Raw genomic sequence first — 303 nt, 5'->3', positions numbered from 1 at the left:
AAATATCCCGGGGTGAATTGGCGTAGCCAAGAGGGGCAGCGCCCCTGACGCTGACGAAAAAGGGGCGGATCGCTCCGCCCCTCTCAATCGGTTTTCAGCTAGGTTTAGTGCAGCGGCACGCCATCGGCAGGCTTCGTGCCCCCCAAAGGCGCGCTGTGGCCGCCGACGATCAGGCCGTTCGGGCCCGCGGTGACTTCGACCGTCGCACCATCCATGATCTCGCCACCAAGGATCGCCTCGGCCAGCGGGTCCTGCAGCGAACGCTGGATCACCCGCTTCAGCGGACGTGCGCCATAGACCGGG

The 303-nt window shown here is 65.7% G+C and carries 1 protein-coding gene; it reads right to left on the bottom strand.

What is annotated here, in order from left to right; all coding sequences use genetic code 11:
- Positions 1-104 precede the first annotated feature (104 nt).
- On the bottom strand, positions 105-303 hold a 199-nt coding region (locus tag B3D39_RS06625; protein ID WP_286789530.1), incomplete at its 5' end, for a hypothetical protein.

This window comes from Thioclava sp. UBA3469 (assembly GCF_002378135.1).
In the GTDB taxonomy this organism is placed as follows: Bacteria; Pseudomonadota; Alphaproteobacteria; order Rhodobacterales; family Rhodobacteraceae; genus Thioclava; species Thioclava sediminum.
Note: the sequence above shows the minus strand (reverse complement) of the source record. Positions and strands in the feature narration are given on the sequence as shown.